This window comes from Streptomyces sp. NPDC050703 (assembly GCF_040654435.1).
In the GTDB taxonomy this organism is placed as follows: domain Bacteria; phylum Actinomycetota; class Actinomycetes; order Streptomycetales; family Streptomycetaceae; genus Streptomyces.
In genome coordinates this window covers 173,254-196,434 of record NZ_JBFAHX010000009.1, presented here as the reverse complement: position 1 = coordinate 196,434, position 23,181 = coordinate 173,254, and the positions used below count along the sequence as shown (strand labels likewise).

Sequence of the window (23,181 nt, the reverse complement as noted above, 5' to 3'; positions counted from 1 at the left end):
GCGCGGTCGCGTAGACCTGGCCCCGCCGGCGCCGGAATGCCTACCGGCAGTCACTTTCCGGGCGCACGATGGTCGCTGCCCCACCGTCGAACGGAACAGAAGGGAAAGCCATGGCGGACGAGCCGACCGAAATGCTGCTGCCCAAGGAGAACGTCGATTACGAGGCCTTCTACCTCGGGCAGCCGATGGTGGCGGGCACCGCGTCGCCCTATCCGAAAGTGCCCTGGGACATCGGCGAACCGCAGCCGGCGGTCGTCGAACTGGAGCAGTCCGTGGACTTCCACGACCCGGTCCTCGACGCGGGCTGCGGTCCGGGGGACAACGCGATCATGCTCGCTCTGCGGGGCCACCGGGTCACCGCGTTCGACAGTTCGCCCGCCGTACTCGCGACCGCCCGCGAGCGTGCCGCGACGGCGGGGGCGGACGTCGAGTTCGTGGAGGCGGACGCCACGCGGCTGGAGGAACTGGCGGGGCGGCGCTTCGCCACCGTCCTCGACAGCGCGCTGTACCACTGCCTCGGCGACGAAGAACGCCACCGGTATCTCGCCGCGCTGCGCCAGGTCACCGCTCCCGGCGCGCGGTTGCACCTGGTGTGCTGGGCGGCGGGGACCCCCGGCGTGCGGCAGCCCATGGTGGTGAGCGAGGAGAACCTGCGCACCATCGTCGGGGCGCACTGGGACATCAGCGAGGTCAGGCGCACGAGCCTGACCACGGCGGTGGTCCCCGACGCCCTCACCGACGAGGACATCGCCGACTTCCGCCGGCTGGGCGTGACGATCGACAGGGATCGGGTGGAGGTCGACGAGCAGGGCAGGATCGTCGGGCCGGGCTGGTACCTGCACGCGGTCCGCCGCTGAACCGACTCGGCCGCCGTCATACGGCACCGTCCTTGCGGGCCACCGCGAAGACGCGGCGGAACCGGAAGACCGTGCCGTAGGCGGTGGCGGGGTACACCTCGGCCAGGCGCTCGCGGTAGGCGGCGAGGAAGTCGTCGGCGGCCCCCGGTTCGTCCGCGAGGGCGCTCAGCAGCGGCAGCATCCCCGTCCCGGTGGTCCAGTCCGCGAAGGGGTCCTGCCCCGGCAGGACATGGGCGTACGTCGACTCCCAGGCGTCCACCGCGCAGCCGAGGGAGGCGAGCCGCCCGAGGTAGTCGGCCGGGTCGTGCACCCGGTGGTCGGGAACGGCGCCGCTGCCGAGGCGCTCCTGCCAGCGCGGGCTCGCACAGAGGTCGCGCAGGGCGCCGTGGGCGCGGGAGGCGGTGTTGTCGGGGACCTGGAAGGCGAGGACGCCACCGGGGGTCAGGGCGCCCACCCAGTCCTCGAAGCGGTCGGGGTGATCGACCACCCACTGGAGGGCGGCGCTGGAGATGACGAGGTCGAAGGGTTCGGCCGGGGTCCAGCGGCCGATGTCGCCGTGGCGGAAGTGGAGGCGCCCGCCCTGCGCGGTCTCGCCCGCGACCGCCTCGGCGGCGGCGATGCTGTCGGCGGAGCTGTCGAGCCCGGTGATGTGCGCGTCCGGCCAGCGCGCGGCGAGGAGAGCGGTGACGCGTCCGGTGCCGCAGCCGAGGTCCATGATGCGCGCCGGCCTGCGGGGCAGGTCGGGGACGCGGGCGAGGAGGTCGTGGAAGGGACGGGTGCGCGGGTCGGGGCGGTCGAGGTGTCGCTGGGTGTCCCAGGTGGGGGTGGCGTGCATGGCGGGCCTCCGGGGAAGCGGGCGGGGGAACCGGTGGACGGGCCGGGTGTTCAGGGCTTGCGGCCGACTCCGCCCACGACGTCGGCCACGAGGGTGGCCCACTCGGTGGAGTACGGGTCGTCGGTGTCGGGCCGCCACGTGGTGAGGGGGACGACGCCCGGGTCGACCAGGCGCAGGCCCCGGAAGTAGCCGGTGATCTGCTCGGGTGTGCGCAGGCGGTAGGCGAGGTCGGCGGTCGAGTTGTGCCGCGCCTGGATGGTGCGCCAGTCACCCGCGGTGTCGCTCACGTCGTGGGAGAGCAGGCAACTGCCGGAGGGCAGCGCCGACATCAGCGTCGCGACGATTCCGCACGCCTCCTCGTACGCGGACACATGGCCGAGGATGCCGCTGAGGACGAGGGCGACGGGTGACGACAGGTCGAGCGTCCGGGACGCGGCGGTCAGGAGCGCGTCGGGCTCGCGCAGGTCGGCGAGGAGGAAGGTGACGGATTCCGGGTCGGTGGAGGCGAGGAGGGAGCGGGCGTAGGACACGGTGCGCGGGTCGTTGTCGGCGTACACGACGCGTGCTCCGGGGGCGGCCCGCCGGGCGATCTGGTGGGTGTTGCCCGCCGTGGGCAGGCCCGAACCGATGTCGAGGAACTGCCGGACGCCTTCGTCGACGGCCAGGTGGCGCACCGCGCGGGTGAGGAAGTGCCGGGTGGTGCGCACCCGTTCCACGAGGCCGGGGTTGTCCGCCGCCAGGCGGTTGCCCGCGGCGCGGTCCACGGCGAAGTTGTGCATGCCGCCCAGCCAGTGGTTCCACACGCGCGCGTGGCTGGGCAGCGTGGTGTCGGTCTCCGGTGGCGGGTCGGAAGCGGCCGCTGCCGGCCCGGGGTGGGCAGGGGGCGGGATCGGTGCGACGCCTTGGTTCATCACGTCGTGTATGCAAGCAATCTCCCGGGGTGGGGAACAAGGTCGGCCGGGTCCTTCAGCGCGGTTGCGTAGGGTCGGCGGGGTGGCGCGGGGCCGGCAGGGCGGACCCGGGCGGCGTCTTCGGGGCTTGACGTGCGGGGCCGCGCGGGCTCACCGGGTCCGCGGGAGTGCCCGCCTCGGTGGGCGGTGCGGGGCGGGCCGCCACGTGGTGCCCCGGAGCGGCGTCGGCCCCGGGGTGGGTGCGTGCCAGGTCGATGCGGGAGCGCAGCCGCAGCTTCCGGTAGATCTGCCGCAGGTGGAAGCCGACGGTGTGGGAGGAGAGGAACATCTGGGTGGCCACCTGACGGTTGGTCAGCCCTTGGGCCACCAGGTCCGCGACCCTGCGCTCGGTGTCGGTCAGGCTCGCCCAGCCGGACGCGGGCCGGTCCGCGCGCTTCCAGTGCCGCCGGCGCACGCCGAGGCGGCGCAGCCGGCGCCGTACTCGCGCCTCGTCGCGCGCGGCGCCGAGACGCGCGTACTTGGCCATGGCCCACTCCAGCTCCATCACCGTGGTGGCGCGGTCGGCCGCGCACAGCGTCCCCAGATCCTCGGCGGCGGAGGCCCCGCACCACGGGTCGCGGTGCGTCTGCACCGCCCGCCGCAGCGCCTCGGCGTCCCGCTGGTACACCCCTTGGGCGTGCGCGGCGGCGGCGAGCAGGGTGGGGACGTCGGCGTTGTCGGCGGCGAGCCGCTGCGCGGCCCGCACGGTCTCGGCGGCCCGCTCCCCGTCGCCCCGGTCGACCGCGGCGCGCACCAGCCAGGCCGCCGCCGCCGGTTCCTCGCAGAGCAGGGAGCCGAGGGCCTTGTGGTCCGCGTGGACGGCGGCCAGCGCGGAGTCGAGGCCGTCCACGTCACGCCGCGCCGCCGCCAGTTGCGCCGCCATCCACGCCGCGCCCGCCCGGGACGCGGCCGCCGCGGCACCGTCGAGGCCCTGCTCCGCGACCGTCCGCGTCAACCGCTCGACGTGTTCGTCGGCCGCGGTGAGATCACCCCGGCGCAGCGCGACCTCGGTCAGCGTGCGCCACCCCAGCGGTGTGTACCGCGGCATGCCCGCGGCCTCGGCGGCGGCGAGCCCTCCGGCGGCCTGCGCCGCCGCCTCCGCAAGGGCGCCCTGGGCGAGGGCGAGCGACGACCCGAGGATCATGCCGGCGCCGCACAGCACCGGCCAGCCCTCGGCCTCGATCTCACGGCGCAGGGGGCCGAGGAGAGCCGTGGCCTCCGTGGTCTCCCGCAGGTGGGTGAGGAGGGTGGCGAGCGTGAGGCGGGGCGCGAACGGCCAGTGGCCGGCAGGCTCGTCGTCGGGCGAACCGGCCGCCGCGCGGGCCTGCCGCAGCGCCTCGCCGACCCGGCCCGCATGCCAGTGCGACCGGGCGAGCACGCACCGCAGCCCGGCGGAGGGACCGCCCCGGCGCGTCATCTCCTGCCGCGTCTCGCGCTCCGCCGCCGCCGCGTCCAGGTCGGCGAGGCCGTGCAGCCTGCCCAGCTCCATGCGTTCGGCGAGACCCTCGGCCGCCGCGGCGCCCGGCGCCGCCGGCCCGGCCACCGCCACGGCCCGCGCGGCCCGGCCCGCGAGCAGCAGCGCCGATGACAGCTCGCACCGCAGCGCGGTGGCCTGCTCCTGCGGGAGCGCGCCGCCCAGGGACTCCTCGGCCAGCGCGATGGCCCGGGGCAGGGGGCCGCAGCGGGCCAGCGCCTCGACCGCGACGCGCAGCAGCTCCGCCCGCGCGGGGTGCAGTGGACCGGTGATCTCCAGTGCGCGCTGGGCGAGTTCGGCCGCCGTACGGGGCTCGGACGCCACGACCGCGGTGGCCGCCGAGCACAGCACCGTGACGGCCCGGGTGTCGCCACGGCGGGCACCGTGCACCAGGTGGGCCGCGGCGGGCAGGACACCGCCGTCCCTGCCGATGATCATGTCCGCCGCCTGCCGGTGCAGCGACCCGCGCAGCGGCCCCGGCAGCGTCGCGAGCAGCGCCTGCCTGACCAGCTCGTGCCGGAAGGCGATGGTGTCGCCCTCGCACACCACGATCCGGGAGTCCAGCGCCTCCCGCAGGGCGGGCAGCACCGAGGCCGTGGTCTCACCCAGTATCTGCGCGATGTCCTCGGGCAGGGCGGTACGGCCGAGGACGCAGGCCACGTCGAGCAGCAGCCGGGTGCCCGGCTCAAGTGCCGCTCCCCGGTCGCGGATCAGCGCGCCGAAGCGGCGTGGCACCGGCCCGTCCTCGATGTCACCGGTCAGCCGGGCGCGCCCCTCGGTCACCCGTACCCGCTGCTCCTCCACGAGGCCGTCGAGCAGCGCGACGAGCGCCGCGGGGTTGCCGTCGGCGCCCTCGGCGCAGGCCAGCAGCTCGGGCGCGGGTTCGGCCGCGAGCCGGTCGGCGGCCAGCTCCGCAACGGCGCGGTCGTCCAGGGGCGGCAGGTACACCCGTTCCGAGCGGTCGGCTTCGCCGAGGGCCGCGAACAGCTTGGCCGGCAGGGATTCGGCCTCCCCGGCACGGCGGGCCAGCACCCAGGCCACCGGCTGAGCCGCGCACCGGGCCACCAGGATGCCGAGCGCGGCCGACGTCATGCTGTCGGCCCACTGGAGGTCGTCGAGCACGACGGCCACCGGGCCGCGGCGCAGCCGTTCGGTGAGCGAGGCGTGCAGCCGGTCGATCAGCCACGCGGAGTGTCCGGCGAGGCCGGCGCCCGTGTCCAGGGGCGGGTGCTCCACGTCGGTGCGCGGGTCCAGGGCGGCGGTCAGCGGGGCGAGGGGGACGGCACGGCGGACCTCGTCCGCGCCGGCGTACGCGACGGAGAACCCGCACTGGGCCGCCACCGCGCAGACGTCGCTCAGGAGCCTGCTGCGCCCGGCGCCCGCCACTCCTTCGACGAGGGCGACGCCGCCGCGCCGGGGCCCGGAACGCGTGGTGTCGAGCAGATGCAGAAGCCGCTCCCACTGCTGTTCCCTGCCTCGCAGACGCGGGCCGGGACGGGGGAGCGGCACGAACTCCGCGGCGGTCAGGAGGGATCGGGACGAGGGAGTCGGGTCGATGTGGGGGGTGTGTACACGAGATGGCAACCGCTGTCCCCTTGTGCCTCTGGTCAGGTCGGCTTCGGGTGGAATGGTCGAACGGCGGGCGGACATCCGTCACATCCGTCCGGAGCGGATGTGACGCCGCGACGGAGCGGAGGGCCTGAGGTCCGCCCGCACGGCGGCATACCCCGGAGCCGGGTCAGTCACCCCCCTTGGCGAAATGATCCGCGTACGAACGCATGAGCTCGGGGACCCGCTCAGGGAGGCCGGGCAGCGTGGCGCTCGCGTCGGCGAGTTCGGCGAAGCGGCGGCCGAACACCCGTGCCGCCACGTCGGGACGCGGGATCGGGCCCGGCTCCTCCGCCAGCTCGAAGGAGGGACCCGCCGTGCGCCCCGGGCGGCCCGAGGGCAGGGTGACCAGGTGTTCGGCCAGCGGTCGCATCATCCCCGTCATGACGTCGATCGCCGCGTTCATGAGCCGGGAGCGCCGCAAGCTGCTGTCCGCCGCGACGCCGAAGTGCTGGACCATGAGCTGGTTCATCAGGAAGTACGCGTCGTTGAAGGCCGCCAGCGCGGCACGTGCCCGGGGGGCGGTCACCTGGTCGCAGGCCGGGTTCCCCGCGTGCAGCGAGGGATTGCGCAGCACCGGGTAGGCGGGGCTCCACGGCGGCCGTCGCCGCCGCGGGGCGCCCTCCGCGTGGTGCTCGGCGGCCAGCAGGTCCGCGATCCGCAGGAACGTGTCGTAGTGCGACTCCTCATCGGACGCGGCGCTCTGCAGTACGTTGCCCTCGCCGTGCTCGGTGACGAAGTCGACGGCGAACAGGGCACTGGCGACGTCGTCCACCTCCAACTGGTAGTCGGGGTGCGCGGCATCCACCGACCTGCGCATGAACAGATGGTGCTCGCCGCCGCCGCGCCCCCGCTCCACCACGAAGAGGTCCGGCACGGTGGCGATGCCCTCCCGGATCGCGGCGTAGAGATCGCTGAGCGACTGGTACGGGTAGGGGCGGCCGTCGTCCCGCTCCCGCACCGTGTCGTCGGCCAGACCGGCGCCGACGTCGTGCGGCTGCTCCAGGGCGATGAAGCGCTGCACGCTGCCGGGGCCGAACGCCTCCAGGCTCATGTCGAGCGGCATCCGCAGCCGGCTGTTCAGGGTCCCGAAGTCGACGCGCGGCATGTGGAACGGCATGCCCATCGCGGTGATGATGTTGTTGATCACCAGGAAGTGCGTCATCTCCTCCCTGGCCACGCCCATCAGGGTGCCGCGGACGCCGTTGCTGAGGGTCTCCCCGCCGTCCCCGCAGGCCAGACGGAGCTGGCGCGGGCTCCACTCGCCGCGCCGCACCAGCTCGCGCCCCGCGCCGTACAGCGGGATCGACCATCCGGCGTACAGGTACTGGAGCATCACGGCGAGTTCGGCGGTGGCCGCCTCCCGCAGCGCCTCGTGGAGCTGGGCGCGCGTGGTGAGGGCGCCGTCGCGGACCCGGCGCGGCACCGTCCTCGGCGGTGGCCTGCGGTCGGCCTCGTCCTGCCGCAGATAGGCCAGCAGGAGCCGCGTCTGAGGGGCCGTCATGTCGCGGGTGGGCGGCATGTAGTAGGTCTTGTCCTTGTTGGCGGGGTCGCACATCAGCCAGATGAGCCGTGCGTAGGTGGCCACCCGCGAGCGGTCGGCGAGGCTGAAGATCTCGTCCTTCATGAACGAGTGGAGCAGTTCGTACGGGGCGTACACCTCCCGGTACAGCACCTCGAAGGTGACCTGGTCGCGGGGGATGTCGTCGAGGTGCCGGGTGTCGGGCAGGGCCCGCACGTCCACGGCGCAGACGGCGGGCCAGTAGCCGAGCCGGTCGTCGTTGTCGTACGCGCGGACGGCGGACCCGGGTTCGTCGACGTCGCACGGGGGTACGTCCCCGTCCGGCAGGACGAGCAGCCGGGTGGCGCCGGCGGAGGCGTGCCGGACGGTGAAGGAACCGCGCCCCTCGGCGTCGGTCGTCAGCGTGCAGGACGCCGCCCATCCACGGTCGTCGCCGTCCTCCGGTGCCGGGCCGGGGCGCACGTCCACGATCCGTACGTCGCCGCACCGCGCCCCCTCCGCCTCGGCGGCGGGGTGGCCGGGCAGGGCACGCGGGTCGAAGAACTGCGTGACGTGCAGCGTGGCCCCCGCCGCCGGGAGCCCCAGCCGGTAGGCGCGCAGTGACACCTCCGTGGCGTCGCCGGAGGGCTCCGCGGGGTCGAGGAAGAGGGCGGAGTCGTCGACCAGGACCACCGTCTCCTCCTCGGCCAGCAGGACGCTCGGCCGCCGGCCCGGTGGTGTGCCCACGAGGACCAGGGGCTCCGCGCCGGGCGAGGAGTGCGTCGGCACGGTGACGAGCCCGCCCGTCGGGCCGGTGTCCGCGAGACAGGCCGCGGCCGGTACGCGGGCGACCAGCCGCCCGGAGTCACGGGTGCGCAGCTCCAGGTCCCCGACGTCGAGGCGCGGACCGAGCGGGTGCAGGGGGCCGGGGCCGGGCTCGGCGTCCCGGTGGCGGACGGGCACGGCGGTGAGGAGGTCGACCGTGGTGTGCGCGTCGGTCACATGGACCGCGGCGTTGTGCAGCGGGGTCGCCGTGCCCGCACGGCGCGGCCCGCGGGCGGTGAGCGGACGCCCGGCCGGGCAGGTGCGCTCCTCTCCGCGGCGCCACGGCGCGAGCGTGCCGCGCAGCTGCCAGACGTCCGGGGCGTCGTGGGCGCGGGGCGTGGCCATGTTGGCCAGCGCGAAGCGCACGACGAGCCCCGCGAACTCCCCTTCGGCGACGCGCTCGCGCAGCAGCCGGGCGGCGTCGGAGGTCTCCGTCTCGTCGGACCAGGCCAGGCCGTGCGCGGACGGGACGGCGAACTGGTGGACCACCGAGCGCGCGAACTGGTCCGCCAGCGGATGGTCACCAGGATCGAGGACGTACCGGGAGTTCTGCCGGCGAGGCGGCTGAAAGCCCGTCACGTCGCCGGTGGCCAGGTAGCCGACCTCGTGCGAACGGCCCTTCCTGCCGAAGCCGAACCTGCCGACCATGAGCGTGGTGGTCCAGCGCGACGCCGGGTCGATGTCGAGGACGCGGGCGCGGTTGTACGTGGTCGACAGGTAGTCGTTGTGGTGACCCCACATGTCGACGTGCCTGCCCACCACGGGGTCGGAGGTGTCGACCTCGCCCGGGGCGCGTTCCCACGCGGTGATGCGGGCGTCCACCCAGAAGTGCCCGTTGCCGCCGAAGTTCCAGCCCTTGACCGTGCTGAACCGCCCGTCGGCGGTGACCCGGCCGTCCGGCTCGAAGCGCCGCCCCAGCCGGTCGAGGTGCTCGTGGTACTCCCGCGGCGGCCGGTCCAGCGGGAACGGTCGCCCGTCGGCGGTCAGGGCGCGGTGGTGGGCGAGGTCGTAGAGGCCGCCGCGCGGTCCGGTGGGCAGGCGGGTCACCGCGGTGCCCGCGAAGTGCAGGCGGGGCAGGTCGAAGATGCTCACCGCGCCTCCTTCAAAGCCCCGTGGATCTCCGTCACCGCGGCGAGCGCCGACTCGATGGCGCCGTTGATCCAGGCCGGGGTGGCCGAGCAGTGCTCCCCGGCGAAGAACAGCCGCCCCTGCGGGCGGGCGGCCCTCCGCATCTCCTCGGCGCACCGGTCGGCGTCGCTGCCCCAGCGCCAGCGGCGCGAGGTGCAGCCGTTGCTCCAGCGGTTGCCCGCCCACGCGATGCTCGCCGCGTCGAGGACGACACCCGGCTCCTTGAGCTGCGGGTACAGCAGCGAGAGTTCCTCGACGGCCGCCGCGTGCCTGGCCTGGGCGGGGAACCGGCCGAGCAGGTCGGCGTCCTCGGCGATCGCGTACGAGCCGAGCAGCGTCGCCCCCTTGGCCGGATCACCCTCGCGCGGCGGGTAGTAGGTCTGCCGGGCCCGCCCGCCGGTCGCCGAGGCGCCGCCCCGGGTGCCGTCCGCCTCCCAGAAGGCGTCCCTGCAGTGCAGGGCCACCTTGGTCGCGGCGCCGTACTCGACACTGCTGATGACCTCGCGCTTGTCGTCGTCGAGGCCGGTGAGCACCATGCCGCGCAGCACGGAGAAGGGCAGCGTGCACAGGACGGCCGGGTACGTGCGCGCCGACTCCCGTCCGCCGAGCCGCAGCCCCACGCCCGCCCGGTCCTGTCCGGCATGGACCGTGACCACCTCATGGCCCGTCAGGACGGGCCCGTGAAGGCGCTCGGCGAGGCGGTCGACGATCCGGCTCATCCCTCCGCTGAGGTACATCAGGTCGGTGTCGGTCTCCAGGAGGAGATCGTCGAGGAAGCCGCACAGCCTCGGGCTGCACCCGGCCCGCAGCCCGGGGTGGTCGCGGAACACCGGGCCGAGGTGGAGCCGGTCGGCCCGCGCGCCGTGGACGTACGGCGTGAGGTCGGTGTCGTCGGCGAGCGGGAGCAGCGTGGTCAGTTCGGAGGCGAGATTGTCGCGCAATTCGGCCGGCGCGACCGCGCGGACCAGGGCGGTGAGCCACGCGCCGAACAAGAGGGTGTGTTTCTTGTACGAGGCCCTCCGCACCGCGGGAATGAGGCCGTGCAGATCCGCCATGAGGGGAGCGGCGGCGTCCTTGACCCGGACGAAGCCCTCTCCGGTGGTCACGTAATTGTTGTCGTCGCTGAGGATGGTGCGGAAGGGGCGCAGCGCGGATTCGAGACCCAGCTTCTTCACGTACCGCATGGTCAGTTCATGCGAGGAGGGAATGCGCATCGCGCCGAGTTCCGCGTACGGAGCGTCGTGCCCCGTGCCGAACCGGTGGGTGTAGACCCGGCCGCCGATCCGCTCACTGCCTTCCAGGACCGTCACCCGGTGTCCCAGGGCCTCCAGTTCGCCCGCCGCCACCAGGCCCGCGACACCCGCCCCGAGGACCGCGACGTCCACGCCGTCGCCTGCCGCTGTTCCCTGCTCCATCTGCGTTGATGCCCACATGGCAGTCGACTGTGCGCGATCACCGCCCGCCGCCACATCCCCAGATCGGAGCGGCTCACCGACAGTGATTGCGTGCGGGCGGAACGCGCGTGCGAGGGGGGTGCGGGTCATCCCACGTGATCGCGTAGGTTGCACCGCCGGCCCCGGTCCGCCGCCGCGAACCACTCGTACGCTGAACGGAATCCGGCTTTCCGAGACACAGTTCCGAGGGGGTTCCTGGCATGGACCATAGGGTCAAGGAAATCGTGATTCTGGGCGGCGGCACCGCGGGTTGGATGTCGGCCGCCTATCTGGCGAAGAAACTGGGGGAGACCGTCCGCGTCACGGTCCTGGAAGCGCCGTCCATTCCGCGGATCGGCGTCGGAGAAGCCACCGTACCGAACCTGCAGAGAGTCTTCTTCGACCAGCTCGGCCTCTCCGAGGAAGAGTGGATGCCCGAATGCAACGCGGCCTACAAAGTGGCCGTCAAGTTCATCAACTGGTGCACGCCGGGAAAGGGCGAGGCCCGGGCGCGCGAGATCGACGGCCGTCCGGACCACTTCCACCACCCCTTCGGGCTGTTGCCCGAACACGAGGGCCTGCCCCTCTCGCACTACTGGGTCTACAACCGCAAGCACGGCGTCACCGGAAAGCCCTTCGACCAGGCATGCTTCCCCGGCGTCGCGATCATGGACGCGCTCAGGGCCCCGCGCGACCACGCGGGCGAGCCGGTCACCCGCTACGCCTGGCACTTCGACGCCCACCTGGTCGCCGACTTCCTGCGCCGCCACGCCACGCAGAAGCAGAACGTCACGCACGTCGAGGACGAGATGGTGGAGGTGTGCAGGGACGGGCGCGGCTTCGTCACGGCCCTGCGGACCAGGTCGGGCGCCGTCATCGAGGGTGACCTGTTCGTCGACTGCTCGGGCTTCCGCGGGCTGCTGATCAACCGGGCCATGGAAGAGCCGTTCGTCGACATGAGCGACCACCTGCTGTGCAACAGGGCGGTGGCGTACGCCCTGCCGAACGACGACGAGGCGAACGGCGTCGAGCCGTACACCTCGGCGATCGCGATGGAGTCCGGCTGGACGTGGAAGATCCCGATGCTCGGCCGCTTCGGCACCGGCTACGTCTACTCCGACGCTTTCGCCGACCAGGACCGGGCCACCACCGACTTCTGCCGCATGTGGGGGCTCGACCCGGACGAGGTGGGCGACCGGCTCAACCACGTCCGCTTCCGCGTCGGCAGGAACCGCCGCGCCTGGGTGAAGAACGTCGTCAGCGTCGGCTTGGCGTCCTGCTTCCTCGAACCGCTGGAGTCGACCGGCATCTACTTCATCACCGCGGCCCTGCACCATCTCACGAAACACTTCCCCGACCAGCGCTTCGACGCCGTGCTCACCGACCGCTTCAACGCGGAGATCGAGGCGATGTTCGACGACACCCGGGACTTCATCCAGGCGCACTTCGCGCTCTCGCCGCGCACCGACACGCCCTTCTGGAAGGCCAACAAGGACCTCCACCTCCCCGAGGGGATCAAGGAGAAGGTCGCCATGTACCGCGCGGGGCTGCCGATCAACCAGCCGGCGAGCACGGAGGGCGCGTACTACGACAACTTCGACGTGGAGTTCCGCAACTTCTGGACGAACGGCAGCTACTACTGCGTCTTCGCCGGCCTCGGCCTTGAGCCGGACCATCCGCTGCCCGCCCTCATGCACCGCCCCGAGGCGGTCGAGGGCGCCCAGTACCTGTTCGACCGGGTCGCCGAGGAGCAGCGGGAGCTGGCCCGCACGCTGCCCTCGAACCACGAGTACCTCCGTCGGCTCCACGGCGCATGAACACCGCCGACCCGTCGTCGGCGGACGTCGACGACTACCGCAGTCTGATGAGCGCGTTCCCGACCGGGGTGGCCGTCGTGACCAGCCTGGACACGGACGCGCAGCCGAGAGGGGCCACCTGCTCCTCCCTGTGCAGCGTCACCCTGACCCCGCCCACCCTGCTGCTGTGCCTCAACACCACCAGCAGCACGCTCTCGGCCATCCGCGGCAGCGGCGGCTTCGCTGTCAACCTGCTGAACTCCTGTGCCCGCGACACCGCCGTCATGTTCTCCACCCCGGTCGACGACCGGTTCGCGGCGGTGGCGTGGCGGCGGTTCGGCAGCTCCGGCCAGCCCTGGCTGGTGCGGGACGCCTTCGCGGTCGCCGAGTGCCGGGCCACCGAGCTGTCCACGGTCGGCAGCCACACCGTCGTCCTCGGCCGGGTGGTCAGCAGCTTCTCCCTGCCGGGAGTGCCGCTGCTGTACGGCCTGCGGCAGTTCTCCCGGTGGGCGCCGCAGCTCCAAGAGACGCATCCCTGCGCCCCAAGGGCGCGTGACGAATGATCCGGTCGACAGAGAGGCAGCCCATGCCGCCCGACGTAGCTTCCCAGAACGCGCCGTTCCCTTCCGCCGCCCCGCCTCCCGAGGTCATCGAGACCTCTTACGACTTCGCCGCCGAACTGCTGTCCAAGCTGGGCGGCAGCAACTTCCACTGCGGATGGTGGGATTCCCCCACGGACCCCAGGAGCCTCGCCGAGGCACAGGACCACATGACCGGGAGGGCCATCGCCGAACTGGCGGTGGGCCCGGGCGACAGGGTGCTCGACCTGGGCTGCGGCATGGGCGTCCCGGCCCTGCGGATCGCCCGGGAGACCGGGGCGGAGGTGCTGGGCGTGTCCGTCATCCCGAGCCACATCGAGGAGGCCACCCGCCTCGCCGCCAGGGAAGGGCTGGCGGACAAGGTCCGCTTCGAGGTGGCCGACGCCCACCATCTGGACTGCGCGGAGGCGAGCTTCGACGCCGTGGTGGCCATCGAGTCCCTGGGGCACATGGACCGCCCCGTCGTCCTGCCCCTCCTGGCGAGGGCGCTCAAGCCGGGCGGCAGGATCGTGGCGTACGACTACTTCCTGCACGGCTCGGCGAGCGCCGCCCAGCGGGCGGTGGCCGAGGCGTTCCGGGGCATCGCGCTGCTCAGCGAGTATCCGCGGCCCGAGCAGATCGCCCGGCAGATCGCGGAGGCGGGCCTCGACCTGCTGGAGTTCCGCGACGTGACCGACCGGACGTCGACGCCGACGTACGCCCGCTTCGGACGGATCTTCAGGGAGGAGGTCGCGCCCAGGCTCGCGGCGGCGTACAGCGAGGAGTTCCTCCAGGGATTCCTGGAACTCTTCGCCGGCTCGGACGCCTGCGGGGGCCCGCACCACTACACCCAGTGGACCGCCCGCCGCCCCGCTCCCGCCGGCGCGACCGTTGACAGCACCGGCTAATGGCGTTAGCTTAAGGCTAACAACGTTAGCTCGATCTGGGGGATGGCATGACCGAGTACCTCGCCGTCGACGGCGGCACCATCGCGTACGAGGCGACGGGGGCGGGCCCGCTGGTCGTGCTCGCGCACGGGATGGGCGACAGCCGCGCCGCGTACCGGGCCGTGGCCCCGGAGCTGGTGGCGGCGGGGTACCGGGTGGCCGCGGTCGACCTGCGCGGCTGCGGTGAGTCCAGCGTCGGCTGGCCGGCCTGGAGCCGTACGGCGATCGCGGGCGATCTGCTCGCCCTCGTGCGGCACCTGGGCGGCCCCGCCGTGCTCGTCGGGCACTCGGTGTCGGGCGGTGCCGCCACCATCGCCGCCGCGCGGGAACCCGCGCTGATCAGCGCGGTGGTGGAGCTGGCGCCCTTCACCCGCGCGCAGTCGGTCCGCCTCGGTGACCTGCGGGTCAAGCGGTTCCGGCGGGGCATGCTGCGCCTGCTCGGCGCGGGCGTGTTCGGCAGCCTGCCGCTCTGGCGCGCGTACCTCGACGTGGCCTATCCCGGGGCGAAGCCGGCCCACTGGGACGAGCGGCTCGGCCGTATCGAATCCCTGCTGCGCGAGCCGGGCCGGATGAAGGCCATGCAGGGCATGGGCCGCAGCGCCCCGGCCGACGCGGGCGCGCAGCTCGGCGGCGTCCGCTGCCCGGTCCTCGTCGTGATGGGCACGCTCGACCCCGACTGGGCCGACCCGCGGGCCGAGGGTGCGGCGGTCGTCGACGCCCTGCCGGCCGGCCTCGGCCGCCTGGAGATGATCGACGGCGCCGGTCACTACCCGCACGACCAGTTCCCCGACCGGGTCACCGCGCTGGTGCTCGGCTTCCTCGGGGAGAAGGCCGTGCGGGCATGAGGACAGCGGCCGTACGAGACCGCTAACCGAGCGTCAGGTCCACCCGGACCCGGCCCCCGGCCGCGGCCCGCGCCCCCGGCTCCACGTGGACGGTGGCCTCGGCCGTGCCGGACGGGCCCATGAGCGGGTCCGCCCGGCACACGAGGGTGTACGAGCCGGGTGAGGGGGCGCCGAGGGAGAAGCGCCCCTCGGCGTCCGTCAGGGCAGCGATGTCCGGCAGGGGCCGGGGGCCGTCGGTGAACAGGACGCGCGCGCCCGCCACCGGTGTCCCCGAGGCGTCGCGGACGACACCGGTGATCTCCACTCCGGAGCTGCTGCCGCTCATGGGGGTCGGTTCACGCCTTCCAGGCCACGTAGTTGTTGTAGACGGGTGTGGTGAACCGCGTGCCGGAGTTCACCCGGGAACCGCCGTAGGCGTGGATGGCGAAGCCGTAGCGGTTGTTGTTGTCGATGCGGTAGACGGAGCTTCCGCTCTGGCCACCGGCGGTGTCGATGTCGTAGTACACCTTGCGCGCGGCGACCGAGTCGACCCCGCGCGCCGCGTACCAGAGGGTTCCCGGGGGCTTGTCGCCCGGGTAACCGGCGATGTTGCCCGTGGTCTTGAGCAGGTCCGAGTCCGAATATACGCCGAAGCCGAACCAGCCCACCGTCGAACCGATGTTGTTGGGCGTGATGATGGCGCCGTAGTCGAAGTTCTCGTCGCCGTTCTCCGTCCAGCCGAGCACGGAGCGGAAGCTGGTGCAGGTGATGCTGCCGTACGGCAGCGACCCGCCGTTGCGTCCGGGCATGACCTGGATGCTCTTCACCCAGCCGTCGCGTCCCGCCACGCCGCTGCCCTTGATGTAGACGCAGTGGCCCGCGGTGGCGAGGGTGTGCGGGCCGAGCAGCCAGCCGGTGCCCTGGTACAGGGCGTTGTCGCGGGCCGTGATCAGCAGATAGCAGTGCACCCGCCACGGGTACACGCTGGTGTTGGTGATCTGTACACGGTCATCGGGGCCGTGCACGGTCTCGGGGGCCGTGGGCGGCGGGCCGAACGACGCCTCTCCGATGTCGGGCAGCGTGGCGGTCGGTGCCGTCCATGCCTCGGGTGCGAAGTGCTCGGGGCGACGGTAGCCCTCGATGTGCTCAAGGCCCTCACCCGTCGAGTGCTGGGGATCGCCCTCGGTCCCCTGAGACGCCGGCTGCAGGACCGCTTCCTGCTCGACGGCGAGGGTCGGGGTGCCGTCCTCGGGCTCGTTGGTGACTGCGCTGTGCGGGTCTAGCGGCATGCTGGATCACCTGGCTTCTCTGGGAGCTGCGATGTGATGCCTTGCTGGACGCCGCGGCCGCAACGTTTAGGGGTAATGCCTCTTCTACTGCCGCCGGACGAGTGCCGCAATGAACCGTTCACGCCGACCCGTCGGGGGCGCGCGCCGCCCCCGGAAGGGCGAAGGGGCGCGCCGATCGGGCGGCTCCGGGGCCCCGTGCCGCGCTCGGGACGACAGCCACCCGTGCCGCCTCACCACGAACGGACCGGACCGCGTCCCACTGGCCACGCCGCGGCGCCCGCGCCCCGTCCGGCGCGGGGAGAAGAGAGGGGGCAGTGCCTCAATAGCGATTCGAACAAACGGTTCACGGGCAGCGGGACGGCGGATACCGGTGGGGTCGGACCGGGCGGCGGGTCGGGCCTCGGGCGCGCGGAACGTCCAGCGGACGGAGTTCGCCCCGCCGGGGTGCGCCGCGTGCTCCCTCCGGCTGCGCGGGCAGGCGTTCGGCTCCGGGCCTTCAATGGACCTGCACATCGAATGCGCAGCGCGGTCACGGAATTCGAAGAAAACGACGCCCTGAGTTTTGTGTGCCACCCCAAGGGTCCAGTTGTTGCGAGGAGAGTGTCCGCTTTGGTGGAAGGAGTCCTTCCGTGCACGGGATTTCCGTCTGTGAATGTTGTGAAGGGCGTGTCCTCGCCCAGTGAACATGCCTGCACGCAGCGGTGATTCGATGCCGTTGCCGCGATGGAGCGCCGTCACCCCGATTGGATGTACGACATGCGAACGTGCTTTGATCCTGGCCATCGCGGAATTCGTCCCCAGAAATCCGCGGTGTGGAAAACACCTTTGCACCGCTCATGAGAAGGGCAGTTCACACCATGAACAACACCCACCAGGTCGAGACCCTCGAAATTTCCGACGCCGACCTCGACAACGTCTCCGGCGGCCTCTCCGCCAACGCCGTCGGCACCGTGACCGGCACCGTCGACTCGATCGCCCCGGTCTCCGCCACCGTCGGCACGGCCGTCGGCCTCGTCGAGGACACCACCGGCCTGAACACGGGCCCCCTCGCGGGCCTGGCCACCAGCACGGTCGCCGGTCTCTGAGTCTCGACCCCATCGGGACACCACTGATCCGCGAGCCCCGGAACATCCAGTTCCGGGGCTCACGGACGCCGTAGGCAAGCGTAAGGAAAGCGTTCCGTGCAGTTCCGCCGACAGGCCCTGTCCACACTGCGGTCGCCCGAGGAACTCGACCTGCCGGTCCGCTACGCGCGCCCCCAGGGGCTGCTCGTCCTCGCCGTCACCGTCGTCGTCATGGCGGCCGCGGGCGTCTGGGCCGCGACCGGCTCCGTCTCCTCCACCCTCCGCGCCCCCGGCATCCTCACCCACGGCCGGGGCAGCTACGTCCTGCAGAGCCCCGTCACCGGCCAGGTGACCCGCGTCTACGCCGAAGAGGGCGAGCGCCTGTCCGCCGGCGCCCCCGTCCTCAAGGTCCGTACGGAACAGGGCGACAGGGCCGTACGCGCCCTCGCGGCCGGCCGGGTGACCACCGTGACCGCCAGGATCGGCACCGTCGTCACCACCGGCGCCGACGTCGCCACCGTCGAGCGCGTCCCGGGCACCGGCGATCCGCTCCTCGCGATGCTCTACGTACCCGCGGACAGCGCGGCCACCGTCCCCGTCGGCACCCCGGTGGACCTCACCGTCCAGACCGTGCCCGCCGAGGAGTACGGCACGCTGCGCGGACGCGTCGAGGCCGTCGGGCGGACCGCGCAGAGCAAGCAGAAGGTCGCCGCGTTCCTCGGGGACGAGGAGCTGGCGGGACGGTTCACCGAGGACGGGCCGCCCGTGGCCGTCCTCGTGCGGCTCGAACGCTCCGCCGCCGCCGAGTCCGGCTACGCCTGGTCCAAGCAGGGCCCGCCCTTCGCCCCGGAATCCCTGACCCCGGCCACCGGCGCCCTCCACCTCGCCGAGCAGCGCCCGATCGATTGGCTGCTTCCGTGACCGCACCACACCCCTCCCCGAACCGCCGGCAGCCCCTGCCGCCGCCCGGCGGCCGGCGCAGGCACCGCCCCGAGCCCCCGCGCCGCGGCCGCCGCGCCGCACCGCGCAGGGCGGCCGGGACCAGGCGGCAGAAGACCGTCCGTACGCCCACCGTCCTGCAGATGGAGGCCGTGGAGTGCGGCGCCGCCGCCCTCGCCATGGTCCTCGCCCACCACGGACGGCACGTCCCGCTGGAGGAGCTGCGCATCGCCTGCGGCGTCTCCCGTGACGGATCGCGCGCCGGCAACCTGCTCAAGGCGGCGCGCGGCCACGGCATGACGGCCAAGGGCATGCAGATGGAACCCGCCGCGCTCGCCGAGGTCAAGGCGCCCGCGATCCTGTTCTGGGAGTTCAACCACTACGTCGTCTACGACGGCGCGGGACGCCGCCCCGGCCGCAGGGGCGTGTGGATCAACGACCCCGCCAAGGGCCGCCGCTTCATCCCCGCCGAGGACTTCGACACCAGCTTCACCGGCGTCATCCTGGTCCTCGAACCGGGCGACGACTTCCGCCCCGGAGGCCGCAGGCCCGGCATCGCGAAGGCGCTCCCCGCACGGCTGCGCGGCACCACGGGCACCCTGCTCGCCGCGCTCTTCGCCAGCCTGCTCCTCGTCGCCGTCGGCGCCGCCCTGCCCGCACTCAGCCGCACGTACATCGACCTGTTCCTGATCGGCGGGCAGACCTCGCTGCTCGGCGCGCTGTTCGCGTCCATGGGCGCCATGGTGGCGCTCACCGCCGTGCTCACCTGGCTGCAACAGGCCAACCTGCTGCGCGGCCGCGTCATCTCCTCCACCCTCGGCAGCGCCCGCTTCCTGCGCCACCTGCTGCGCCTGCCCGTGACGTTCTACGCCCAGCGCAGCCCCGCCGACCTCGTGCAGCGCCTGGCGTCCAACGACGCGGTCGCCGAGACCCTCGCGCGCGACCTCACCGCCGCGGGCGTCGACGGCATCGTCGTCCTGCTCTACGCGGCCCTGCTGTGGACCTACGACCCCCAGCTCACCCTGGTCGGCGTCGCCATCGCACTGCTGAACGTCGTCGCCATGCGGATCGTCGTCCGGCTGCGGGCCACCGGCACCCAGAAGCTCCGCGCCGACAGCGCCAAGCTCACCAACACCTCGTACACCGGCCTGCAGCAGATCGAGACCATGAAGGCCACCGGCGGGGAGAACGGCTACTTCCGGCGGTGGGCCGGCCAGCACGCCACCACGCTGGAGGAGCAGCAGCGCCTCGGTGTGCCGAGCGCCTGGCTCGGCGTCGTCGCGCCGACGCTCGCCACGCTCAACAGCGCGCTCATCCTCTGGATCGGCGGCCTGCGCGCGGTGGAGGGGCACCTGTCGATCGGCCTCCTCGTCGCCTTCCAGGCGCTCGTCACCCGCTTCACCGCGCCGATCACCCGCCTCAACGGCGTCGCGGGCCGCATCCAGGACTTCGGCGCCGACGTCGCCCGCCTCAAGGACGTCGAGAACTTCCCCGTCGACACGCTCTACTCCCGCCCCGAACCCGAGGCGAGCACCCGCCGCCTCAAGGGCCACGTCACCCTGGAGAACGTCACCTTCGGCTACAGCCCCCTGGACAAGCCGCTCCTGACCGGCTTCTCCCTCTCCGTCGGCCCCGGCAGACAGGTCGCCCTCGTCGGCGGCTCCGGCAGCGGCAAGTCCACCGTCTCGCGGCTGATCTCGGGCCTCTACACCCCGTGGGAGGGCACGATCCGCATCGACGGGCAGCGCCTCGCGGACATCCCGCGCGGCGCGCTCACCGCCTCCGTCTCCTTCGTCGACCAGGACGTCTTCCTCTTCGAGGGCACCATCCGCGACAACGTGGCCCTGTGGGACCCGTCGATCCCGGACGACGCCGTCGTCGCCGCCCTCAAGGACGCCTGCCTGTACGACGTCGTCGCCCGCAGGCCCGGCGGCGTCCACGGCCGCGTCGAGCAGGACGGCCGGAACTTCTCCGGCGGCCAGCGCCAGCGCCTGGAGATCGCGCGGGCCCTGGTCCGCCGCCCCAGCGTCCTCGTGCTCGACGAGGTGACCAGCGCCCTGGACGCCGAGACCGAACAGGCCATCATCGACAACCTGCGCCGCCGCGGCTGCGCCTGCGTCGTCATCGCGCACCGGCTGAGCACTGTCCGGGACAGCGACGAGATCGTCGTGCTCGACCACGGCACGGTCGTGGAGCGCGGACGCCACGAACACCTCGTCGCCGCCGGCGGCCCCTACGCCGACCTGGTCAAGGAGCACTGAGGTGACCTCAGTACCGCAGCAGCACATTCGGACCGCGTACGACGACACGGTCACCGCCGCCTTCGGTGCGCTCGGCGGCCCGGCCGACTGCACGGACCTGCGCAGCGTGCACCTGGAGGGCCCGCAGGTCCTCTGGCTCGTCGAGGCGGGCGCCCTCGACCTGTTCGCCGTCGACGCCGCGCACCAGGGCCACTGGCACTTCCTCGGCCGCCTCGAACCGGGCACCCTGCTGCTCGGCCCCGTCGAAGGGCCGCGGCACACCCTGGTCGGACGCCCGCTGCGGGGCTGCGCGCTGCGCCGCGTCCCGCTGCGCGAGCTGTACCGCCCGGACCACGGCGACACCTGGTCCCACGAGCAGTGGTACCCCGGCCCGTACGACACCCGGGACGCCGCACTCAGCCTCCTTGAGCACGCCTTCGCGCTCGGCATCGGACGCGGGCACCGGGTCCTCTTCGAGGCACCGCTCGACGGCCGCACCGCGGACGACGAGGTGGTGGCCGACGACGACATCCTCTGGATGCCGGTCGCACCGGGCAGCGTGCGGTACGGCTCGGCCTACAGCGCGGAAGCGGCCGGTGACCTGCTCGTCGACCCGGCCATGTGGCAGCGCATGGTCAACCAGCAGTTCCGCCTCCTGGCCACGCTCGACCGCTGGATCGAACGCCTTGAGCGGGCCCACGAGGACCGCACGGCCGCCGGCATCAAGGCGGGTGAGACGGTCCGCGAACAGGCCGACCGCACCCTGATCGCCTCCATCGGCCGCTCCGGCAGGGGCGGCGGGCGCCGCCCCGGCTCCCGCGGCGGTGACGACGCGACGTACGCCGCCTGCCGGCTGGTCGCGGAAGCCGCGGGCATCACCCTGGCGCGCCCGGCCGAAGGCGGCACGGTGAGCGACCGGACCGACCCGGTGGAGCAGATCGCCGTCGCCTCGCGCGTGCGCACCCGCGCCGTCCGGCTCGACGGGCGCTGGTGGCGCGAGAACACCGGCCCCCTGGTCGGCCACCGCGCGGCCGGCGGGACACCGGTCGCCCTGCTGTGGCGGCGCGGCGGCTACGAGGCGGTGCACCCCACGTCGGGACGGCGCACCCGCGTCGGCAAGGCCAACGCGGAGGAGTTCGAACCGCGGGCGGTGATGCTCTACCGCCCGCTTCCGGAGCGGCCGTTGACCCCTTGGCGCCTCTTCCGCTTCGGCCTCCGGGGCAACGGCGCCGACGTACGCAACCTCGTGCTCGCCGGTCTGGTGACCGTCGCGATCGGCTCACTGGTGCCGGTCGCGACGGGCCAGGTGCTCGGCGTGCTCGTCCCGAACGGCGAGAAGAGCGCGATCGCCCAGGTCTGCCTGGCCCTGATGATCACGAGCATCGTCTCCGCCGCCTTCACGCTGCTGCAGAACCTCACCGTCCTGCGGATGGAGGGCCGCATGGAGAGCACGCTCCAGCCGGCGGTCTGGGACCGGCTGCTGCGGCTGCCCACCCGCTTCTTCGCCTCCCGCTCCACCGGCGAACTGGCGAGCGCGGCGATGGGCGTCAGCGCGATCCGCAGGGTCCTGTCGGGCATCGGCCCCGTCGCGCTCCAGGCGAGCACGATCGGCGCGATGAACATCGTCCTGCTGCTGCTCTACAGCGTCCCCCTCGCCCTGGCCGCCCTGGCGATGCTGACCGTCATCGCGGCGGTCTTCCTCACCCTCGGCCTGTGGGAACTGCGCTGGCAGCGCCGCCTGGTCGAACTCGGCAACAAGCTCAACAACCAGGCGTTCCAGACCCTGCGCGGCCTGCCCAAGCTCCGCGTCGCAGGCGCGGAGAGCTTCGCGTACGCGGCCTGGGCGGGGGAGTTCGCGCGCAGCAGGGAGCTTCAGCAGAAGGCGGGCCGCGTCAAGAACGTGACGACGGTCCTGAACGCGGTCCACCTGCCGTCGTGCACCCTCGTCATGTTCGTCCTCCTGGCGGGCCCGGCGCGCGGCAGCCTGACCGCGGGGGAGTTCCTCACCTTCAGCACCGCCGTGACGATGCTCCTCACCTCGGTCACCCAGCTCACCGGGGCGCTGCTCTCCGCGGCGGCGGTCCTCCCGATGTTCGAACAGATCAAGCCGGTCCTCGACGAGGCGCCGGAGGTGCCGGGCACGAGCACGCAGCCGGGCGAACTGACGGGCGAGATCGAGGCGCGCGGCCTCACCTTCCGGTACACGGACGACGGCCCCCTCGTCCTCGACGACGTGTCCCTCTCGGTCCGCCCGGGTGAGTTCGTCGCGATCGTCGGCCCGAGCGGCTGCGGCAAGTCGACGCTGCTGCGCCTGCTGATCGGCTTCGACGAGCCGGTCTCGGGACACGTCCTGTACGACGGCCAGGACCTGGCCGCCCTCGACCAGGCGGCCGTACGCCGCCAGTGCGGTGTCGTCCTGCAGAACGCGCAGCCCCTCACGGGGTCGATCCTCGACTGCATCCGCGGGGCCGAGGCGTTCACGCAGGAGGAGGCGTGGGAGGCCGCGGCGATGGCAGGACTCACCGAGGACATCGCACGCATGCCGATGGGGCTGCACACCATGATCTCCGGCGGCGGGTCGGTCTCCGGCGGCCAGCGCCAGCGCCTGATGATCGCCCAGGCGCTGATCCGCCGCCCCCGCGTCCTCTTCTTCGACGAGGCGACGAGCGCCCTGGACAACGAGACGCAGCGCACGGTGATCGACAGCACCCGCTCCCTGAACGCGACCCGCGTCGTGATCGCCCACCGCCTCACGACGGTCATGGACGCGGACCGGGTGATCGTGATGTCCGAGGGCCGGGTGGTGGAACAGGGCGCACCGGCCCGGCTCCTGGCCGACGAGAACGGCCGCCTGCGCGAGCTGGTGCGCAGACAGCTGACCTGAACCCCCGTG

At 73.0% G+C, this 23,181-nt stretch carries 16 protein-coding genes; 9 read left to right on the top strand and 7 right to left on the bottom strand.

What is annotated here, in order from left to right:
• Positions 1–110: 110 nt before the first annotated feature.
• The gene (locus AB0I16_RS12025; RefSeq protein ID WP_363249208.1) at positions 111–857 is read left to right on the top strand and encodes a class I SAM-dependent methyltransferase; all 747 of its coding nucleotides are present in this window, start codon (positions 111–113) and stop codon (positions 855–857) included.
• A 16-nt stretch (positions 858–873) separates the two neighbouring features.
• On the opposite strand, the gene AB0I16_RS12020 is transcribed toward AB0I16_RS12025, so the two are convergent.
• The 5 genes from AB0I16_RS12020 to AB0I16_RS12000 all read right to left on the bottom strand — a co-directional run bounded on the left by AB0I16_RS12020 (position 874) and on the right by AB0I16_RS12000 (position 10,611).
• The gene (locus AB0I16_RS12020; protein ID WP_363249207.1) at positions 874–1,692 is read right to left on the bottom strand and encodes a methyltransferase domain-containing protein; all 819 of its coding nucleotides are present in this window, start codon (positions 1,690–1,692) and stop codon (positions 874–876) included.
• Positions 1,693–1,742: 50 nt separating this feature from the next.
• A complete protein-coding gene (locus AB0I16_RS12015; protein ID WP_363249206.1) occupies positions 1,743–2,603 on the bottom strand; it encodes an SAM-dependent methyltransferase in 861 nt (286 codons plus the stop codon).
• Between the two features lie 55 nt (positions 2,604–2,658).
• Complete coding sequence (locus AB0I16_RS12010; RefSeq protein WP_363249205.1) at positions 2,659–5,700, bottom strand: AAA family ATPase; 3,042 nt, start codon at positions 5,698–5,700, stop codon at positions 2,659–2,661.
• Between the two features lie 154 nt (positions 5,701–5,854).
• On the bottom strand, positions 5,855–9,142 hold the full coding sequence (locus AB0I16_RS12005; RefSeq protein ID WP_363249204.1) for a ferritin-like domain-containing protein: 3,288 nt from the start codon (positions 9,140–9,142) through the stop codon (positions 5,855–5,857).
• Positions 9,139–10,611 (bottom strand): NAD(P)/FAD-dependent oxidoreductase, encoded by a 1,473-nt coding sequence (locus tag AB0I16_RS12000; RefSeq protein WP_363249203.1) that lies wholly within the window; start codon positions 10,609–10,611, stop codon positions 9,139–9,141. Before AB0I16_RS12000 ends, AB0I16_RS12005 begins: the two co-directional genes overlap by 4 nt.
• Before the next feature lie 221 nt (positions 10,612–10,832).
• Between AB0I16_RS12000 and AB0I16_RS11995 the strand changes: the two genes are divergently transcribed.
• Genes AB0I16_RS11995 through AB0I16_RS11980 form a run of 4 tightly spaced genes read left to right on the top strand, consistent with a single transcriptional unit; the run spans position 10,833 to position 14,777 of the window.
• Positions 10,833–12,428, top strand: a complete 1,596-nt coding sequence (locus AB0I16_RS11995) for a tryptophan halogenase family protein (protein WP_363249202.1) — start codon at positions 10,833–10,835, stop codon at positions 12,426–12,428.
• A complete protein-coding gene (locus AB0I16_RS11990; RefSeq protein ID WP_363249201.1) occupies positions 12,425–12,970 on the top strand; it encodes a flavin reductase family protein in 546 nt (181 codons plus the stop codon). Before AB0I16_RS11995 ends, AB0I16_RS11990 begins: the two co-directional genes overlap by 4 nt.
• Positions 12,971–12,993: 23 nt before the next feature.
• Complete coding sequence (locus AB0I16_RS11985; protein WP_363249200.1) at positions 12,994–13,893, top strand: methyltransferase domain-containing protein; 900 nt, start codon at positions 12,994–12,996, stop codon at positions 13,891–13,893.
• Positions 13,894–13,940: 47 nt separating this feature from the next.
• On the top strand, positions 13,941–14,777 hold the full coding sequence (locus AB0I16_RS11980) for an alpha/beta hydrolase (RefSeq protein ID WP_363249199.1): 837 nt from the start codon (positions 13,941–13,943) through the stop codon (positions 14,775–14,777).
• Positions 14,778–14,799: 22 nt separating this feature from the next.
• Here the strand turns inward: AB0I16_RS11980 and AB0I16_RS11975 are convergent, their stop codons facing one another.
• Both AB0I16_RS11975 and AB0I16_RS11970 read right to left on the bottom strand, forming a co-directional pair.
• Positions 14,800–15,102 (bottom strand): carboxypeptidase-like regulatory domain-containing protein, encoded by a 303-nt coding sequence (locus AB0I16_RS11975; RefSeq protein WP_363249197.1) that lies wholly within the window; start codon positions 15,100–15,102, stop codon positions 14,800–14,802.
• 10 nt (positions 15,103–15,112) lie between these two features.
• Positions 15,113–16,045 (bottom strand): endopeptidase, encoded by a 933-nt coding sequence (locus AB0I16_RS11970; protein ID WP_363249196.1) that lies wholly within the window; start codon positions 16,043–16,045, stop codon positions 15,113–15,115.
• 857 nt (positions 16,046–16,902) lie between these two features.
• Between AB0I16_RS11970 and AB0I16_RS11965 the strand changes: the two genes are divergently transcribed.
• From AB0I16_RS11965 to AB0I16_RS11950, 4 genes are all read left to right on the top strand, one after another.
• Complete coding sequence (locus tag AB0I16_RS11965; protein ID WP_363249195.1) at positions 16,903–17,130, top strand: type A2 lantipeptide; 228 nt, start codon at positions 16,903–16,905, stop codon at positions 17,128–17,130.
• 96 nt (positions 17,131–17,226) lie between these two features.
• Positions 17,227–18,030 (top strand): HlyD family efflux transporter periplasmic adaptor subunit, encoded by an 804-nt coding sequence (locus AB0I16_RS11960; protein ID WP_363249194.1) that lies wholly within the window; start codon positions 17,227–17,229, stop codon positions 18,028–18,030.
• Positions 18,027–20,309, top strand: a complete 2,283-nt coding sequence (locus AB0I16_RS11955) for an NHLP family bacteriocin export ABC transporter peptidase/permease/ATPase subunit (protein ID WP_363249193.1) — start codon at positions 18,027–18,029, stop codon at positions 20,307–20,309. Before AB0I16_RS11960 ends, AB0I16_RS11955 begins: the two co-directional genes overlap by 4 nt.
• 1 nt (position 20,310) lies before the next feature.
• Positions 20,311–23,172, top strand: coding sequence for an NHLP bacteriocin export ABC transporter permease/ATPase subunit (locus tag AB0I16_RS11950; RefSeq protein WP_363249192.1), 2,862 nt, complete (start codon positions 20,311–20,313; stop codon positions 23,170–23,172).
• The last annotated feature ends 9 nt before the right edge of the window (positions 23,173–23,181 follow it).

Excerpts from the sequence above, each read along its gene's own strand:
- AB0I16_RS12025 (WP_363249208.1), top strand. The coding sequence starts at position 111 with ATGGCGGACGAGCCGACCGAAATGCTGCTGCCCAAGGAGAACGTCGAT.
- AB0I16_RS12020 (WP_363249207.1), bottom strand. The coding sequence starts at position 1,692 with ATGCACGCCACCCCCACCTGGGACACCCAGCGACACCTCGACCGCCCC.
- AB0I16_RS12015 (WP_363249206.1), bottom strand. The coding sequence starts at position 2,603 with ATGAACCAAGGCGTCGCACCGATCCCGCCCCCTGCCCACCCCGGGCCG.
- AB0I16_RS12000 (WP_363249203.1), bottom strand. The coding sequence starts at position 10,611 with ATGTGGGCATCAACGCAGATGGAGCAGGGAACAGCGGCAGGCGACGGC.
- AB0I16_RS11995 (WP_363249202.1), top strand. The coding sequence starts at position 10,833 with ATGGACCATAGGGTCAAGGAAATCGTGATTCTGGGCGGCGGCACCGCG.
- AB0I16_RS11990 (WP_363249201.1), top strand. The coding sequence starts at position 12,425 with ATGAACACCGCCGACCCGTCGTCGGCGGACGTCGACGACTACCGCAGT.
- AB0I16_RS11985 (WP_363249200.1), top strand. The coding sequence starts at position 12,994 with ATGCCGCCCGACGTAGCTTCCCAGAACGCGCCGTTCCCTTCCGCCGCC.
- AB0I16_RS11980 (WP_363249199.1), top strand. The coding sequence starts at position 13,941 with ATGACCGAGTACCTCGCCGTCGACGGCGGCACCATCGCGTACGAGGCG.
- AB0I16_RS11975 (WP_363249197.1), bottom strand. The coding sequence starts at position 15,102 with ATGAGCGGCAGCAGCTCCGGAGTGGAGATCACCGGTGTCGTCCGCGAC.
- AB0I16_RS11970 (WP_363249196.1), bottom strand. The coding sequence starts at position 16,045 with ATGCCGCTAGACCCGCACAGCGCAGTCACCAACGAGCCCGAGGACGGC.
- AB0I16_RS11965 (WP_363249195.1), top strand. The coding sequence starts at position 16,903 with ATGAACAACACCCACCAGGTCGAGACCCTCGAAATTTCCGACGCCGAC.